General features: G+C 57.0%; 3 protein-coding genes and 1 pseudogene. 2 read left to right on the forward strand and 2 right to left on the reverse strand.

What is annotated here, in order from left to right; translation table 11 throughout:
• Positions 1-190: 190 nt before the first annotated feature.
• Together RTY00_RS19535 and malK are read right to left on the reverse strand one after the other, a co-directional pair.
• A complete protein-coding gene (locus tag RTY00_RS19535) occupies positions 191-1,492 on the reverse strand; it encodes a maltoporin (protein ID WP_312665630.1) in 1,302 nt (433 codons plus the stop codon).
• 41 nt (positions 1,493-1,533) lie between these two features.
• Positions 1,534-2,643, reverse strand: a complete 1,110-nt coding sequence (malK, locus tag RTY00_RS19540; RefSeq protein WP_061719670.1) for a maltose/maltodextrin ABC transporter ATP-binding protein MalK — start codon at positions 2,641-2,643, stop codon at positions 1,534-1,536.
• A 363-nt stretch (positions 2,644-3,006) separates the two neighbouring features.
• Here malK and malE point away from each other — a divergent pair, with 363 nt between their 5' ends.
• Both malE and malF read left to right on the forward strand, forming a co-directional pair.
• Positions 3,007-4,197, forward strand: a complete 1,191-nt coding sequence (gene malE, locus RTY00_RS19545; protein ID WP_061719671.1) for a maltose/maltodextrin ABC transporter substrate-binding protein MalE — start codon at positions 3,007-3,009, stop codon at positions 4,195-4,197.
• Between the two features lie 60 nt (positions 4,198-4,257).
• Positions 4,258-5,096: pseudogene (gene malF, locus RTY00_RS19550) on the forward strand (maltose ABC transporter permease MalF); the annotation flags it as partial.

A 5,096-nucleotide genomic window follows, 5' to 3' on the forward strand; every position in this document is an offset into this window, starting at 1 on the left:
CACCAGATTGACATCAGCAAACACCGGTATACTTTGACCGGCCAGCAACGCGGCGCTCAGGCAGAGCGCAAAAACCGTTTTTTTCATTCTCATTGTAAAACCTCAAAAGGCTGTCAGGCGGCGGCGCGAACCAGGCAATGGCGCGCCGCGCCAAAAAGAGAGGGTCTCAGTTAAGCCACAAGCGGGAGCGTTACCACCAGATCTCCATCTGCGCCCCGAATGTCACTTCATCGTTGTTGCCACGGCTGTTGGTCAGAATGCCGTTGCCGCTGCTGTCGTTAGAGGCAAAGGAGGTCAAATCACCTGAGCTGTCTTTGCTGTAGCCCCATTTCTCATCCCACTTGGCGTAGGTAGCGAACAGACGCAGCGCCGGACGCGACCAGATGCTGTCGCCCGCCTGCCACTGTTGTGCCAGCGTCACTTTGTACTGGCCGTTGCGCTCGTTCACCTGCTGCGACTTCACGTTGTCATAGCCCACTTCAAGCAGCGTGCTCATGATCGGCGTCCATTTGTACATTGGGCGCACGCCCACGGTGTACCACTCGGTACCACGGTTGTTGTCGAGGTCGGTATTCTGGTACATGGCGACGTACATCAGATCCCAGCGATCGGCGAGGTTAATTGCACCGTGATCGAGTACGCGATACATGCTGCCGCTGTTGTTGATGTTGGTACCCTGCGGCACGCCTTTGCCCTGTGAGGTCAACGCATCGGTGGCGTACTGCAGCACGAACTTGTTGTAGCCCTTCATCATGCTCTGCGTATGTTCGGCGGTGAACATCCAGCCATCTTTGGAGGCGTTATCTTCAAGGCGATAACCGTCACGCGCGTTGGCGCGGCCATAATCGACGCCCAACTCCAGCACGCCGTTCGGGTTAGTTTCGAGGCCGGCTAAACGCACATCAAACACGTCGTTGGCGGTGCTGGTGGCGTAATCACGAATCTGATCGCTGGAGAAGGTGTAAGAACCGCCCGCTTCCGAGGAGCGCGTGGCGGCAAAAGAGAGTTTGCCAAAGCCGAGATCCACATCTTCCAGACCGGCACCGGGACCGGAAATATCCCAGTAGTAGAAGTCGATCATATGTACGTCATGACGCTGGTAGAAACGCTTACCGGCCCAGATGGTGGAACCTGGCAGCGCATCAATCAGGTTTTTGCCCTTCACGTTGGCTTCACGAAACGCCGGGGAAGTCGCTTCCCAGTCATTCTGCTGGGAAACCGAATAGGCGACGTTGGTATCGAAATAGAAGCTCTTATCGCCCTCTTTCCACACTTCCTGGCCCAGCTTCAGCTCAGCGTAGGTTTCACATTCGTTGCCCAGACGGTATTTACTTTGTGCGCCGGTGGCCTGAAAACATTGCTGTTCCCCGCCGCTGCCGGTCCAGCCGATGCCGGAACGGGCATAGCCGGTAAAATCGACTGCCATCGACGGGGCAGCGAGCGTACCTGCCGCGATAGCAACCGCGATAGGGAGTTTGCGCAGAGTTAACATTTTCTATCTCCTGAGGTCATTGCTTTTATTGTTTTGCAGGGCTAAACACCGGGCTCCTGATGCAGCCTGCGACAGGCGCTACCATCTTCACGGAAAAGATGGCAACGCTCAGGCGGCAGGCCGATGCCCATCAGGGCGCCCTCTTCTACCAGCACGACGTCCTCCTGGCGATAAACCAGGCTTTGACGAATGGCGGGAATCTGGATATGAATTTGCGTTTCGTGTCCCAGCTGCTCGACCACCGTCACCTCGCCTTCAAGGGTGACGTCAGCGATATCGCTGGAGAGCAGATGTTCGGGACGAATGCCTAACGACATGTTGCTGCCCACCTGCACACCCGCGCTGTCGACAGGCAGCCACACCAGTTGGGTATTCGGTAAACGCACCTGCACCTGATCGATGGCGGTGGCGGTGACTTTTACCGGTAAGAAATTCATGCGTGGTGAGCCGATAAAACCAGCGACGAAACGATTGGCGGGATAGTGATAAAGCTCGAGCGGCTTGCCGACCTGGGCAACGTGGCCGCCATCCAGCACCACGATCTTGTCCGCCAGCGTCATCGCTTCGGTCTGATCGTGGGTGACGTAAATCATGGTGCGCTTCAGGCGCTTATGCAGGCGCGAGATCTCAATGCGCATCTGCACACGCAACGCAGCATCGAGGTTGGAAAGCGGCTCATCGAGTAAAAACACGCGCGGTTCCGCCACCAGCGTACGGCCAATCGCCACGCGCTGACGCTGACCGCCCGACAGCGCTTTCGGACGACGCTCCAGCAGATGCGCCAGCTGCAACACTTCCGCCACCTGATTGACGCGCTGCTGGATCTCCGCTTTGCGCGTGCCCGCCAGCTTCAGGCCGAACGACATGTTCTCGGCCACCGAAAGATGGGGATACAGCGCGTAGGACTGAAACACCATGCCGATGCCGCGCTCGGCGGGCGGCACCTCATTCATGCGTTTGTCGCCAATAAACAGATCGCCGCTGGTGATGGTTTCCAGCCCGGCAATCATGCGCAGCAGCGTCGATTTGCCGCAGCCTGACGGTCCGACAAAAACCACGAACTCTCCTTCGGCGATCTCAAGGCTGATGTTTTTCGACACCTCAGTTTCGCCCCACACCTTGGAGACACTGCGCAACGTAACGCTCGACATGATGCTTTCCTCTCAGCTTGCTATTCCTTGTCCGCAAGTCGGCGGACAGACCCCGGCGACCACTATGGGCAAGGAGATCAAGGCCGACATCCTCCACCGCAGCGCGTCAGCGTGGGGGAGGAGACGGGAGGAGGAGATCGTGCAGACGCGTCTGATAAAACGCGGCAGGCAACCATTTTTGTGAGCTATGACGCAGAGCAGAGCGACGATTGTGTGCGCCAGTCCGTGATAACCGGGTGTTTTTGCAACACAGATCACATCAGATGAAAGCCAGGCGTAGAGCCGGGGAGGATGAGAAGCGGCGGCAGATACTCACAATGTGGCAGGTAAAACGATTTCCGTTTCCGCTAACAGGATGGAGTTATGACAATGAAAACCGGTGCACGCATTCTTGCCCTTTCCGCCCTGACGGCCGTGCTGTTTTCAGCTTCTGCCGTTGCAAAGATTGAAGAGGGAAAACTGGTCATCTGGATCAACGGCGATAAGGGCTACAACGGCCTGGCTGAAGTGGGTAAAAAGTTTGAGCAGGAAACCGGCATCAAGGTGACGGTTGAGCATCCGGACAAAATGGAAGAGAAGTATCCGCAGGTTGCCGCCACCGGCGACGGCCCGGACATCATCTTCTGGGCACACGATCGCTTCGGCGGTTATGCGCAGTCAGGCTTGTTAGCGGAGATCTCGCCGGACGCGCGCTTCCAGGAGAAAATCTTCCCGTTTACCTGGGACGCGGTGCGCTTCAACGGCAAGCTGATCGGGTATCCGATTTCGGTGGAATCCTTGTCCCTCATCTACAACAAAGATCTGCTGCCTGAGCCGCCAAAAAGCTGGGAAGAGATTGCCGCCATCGATAAGAAAATGCGCGCGCAGGGCAAGAGCGCCATGATGTTTAACCTGCAGGAGCCGTACTTCACCTGGCCGCTGCTGGCGGCGGGCGGCGCCTATGCCTTTAAGCTCAACGATGGCCGCTACGACGTGAAAGATACCGGTGTGGATAACGCTGGCGCCAAAGCGGGCATGAAATTCCTTGTCGATCAGGTAAAGGCGAAAACGCTGAATGCCGATACCGATTACTCCATCGCCGAAGCCGCCTTTAACAAAGGGCAAACCGCCATGACCATCAACGGGCCGTGGGCGTGGAGCAACATCGACAAGAGCAAAATCAATTACGGCGTCACGCTGTTGCCAACGCTGAACGGCAAAAATTCCAAAACCTTTGTCGGCGTTCTGAGTGCTGGGATCAATGCCGCCAGCCCGAACAAAGAGCTGGCCAAAGAGTTCCTGGAAAATTACCTGCTGACCGACGCCGGCCTGGATGCGGTCAATAAAGACAAACCGCTCGGCGCGGTGGCGCTGAAATCGTTCCAGCAGACGCTGGAGAAGGATGAACGTATCGCCGCCACCATGACCAACGCGCGTAACGGCGACATCATGCCGAACATTCCGCAGATGGCCGCCTTCTGGTACGCGATGCGCACCGCCACGCTGAATGCGTTGAGCGGACGTCAAAGCGTTGATGCGGCGCTGAAAGATGCGCAGGCACGACTCAACAAGTAATCCTCTCTACCAGAGCCGGCGCAATCCGGCTCGTTACTGGCTGTTAAGGAAAACCGCATCATGTCAGGAAAACCGAAAACAGCACGGTTCAGCGCCGTGCTGAAGGCTCTTTTTCTCGGTATCTGCTGTCTGCTGGTCGGCTATCTGCTCGTGCTGATGTATGCAAAAGGTGAATATCTGTTTGCGCTGGTGACGCTGATTATCAGCGCCGTCGGCATCTGGATTTATGCCAATCGTCGTGCCTATGCCTGGCGCTATGTCTATCCCGGCCTCGCCGGTATGGCGCTGTTCGTGCTATTTCCCCTCGCCTGCACCGTGGCGATTGCCTTTACCAACTACAGCAGCACCAATCAGCTGACGCTGGAACGTGCGCAACAGGTGTTGTTGAGCCGTCAATATCAGGACGGTTCGGCGCTGAACTTCTCGCTTATCCCGGCGGGCGAACGCTGGCAGCTGGTGTTGACCGAAGCGGCCAACGGGCAAACCTTCGTTTCGCCTGCGTTTGCTTTCGGTGGATCGCAAAAGCTGAAACTGACCAGCGCCCCGCCACCGCCGGGCGAACGCGCCACGTTGCGCATTGTCACCACCAATCGCCAGGCGCTGAACCAGATTCAGGCCGAACTGCCGGATGGCCGCCTGGTGGTGATGAGCTCGCTGCGCCAGTTCTCCGGTACGCGCCCGCTGTATGTGCTGCAAGCCAACGGCGACCTGAAAAATCAGCAAAGCGGCGTGCTGTATCAGGCTAATCGTGAGAGCGGTTTCTATCAGAACAGTAGCGGCGAAGCGCTGAGTCCGGGCTTTACGGTGAATACCGGCTGGAAGAATTTCATTCGTGTGTTTACCGATGAAGGGATTCAAAAACCGTTTCTGGCGATCTTTGGCTGGACGCTGCTGTTTTC

It is taken from the genome of Pantoea sp. CTOTU49201, from assembly GCF_032054795.1.
GTDB classification, from domain to species: Bacteria; Pseudomonadota; Gammaproteobacteria; order Enterobacterales; family Enterobacteriaceae; genus Pantoea; species Pantoea symbiotica.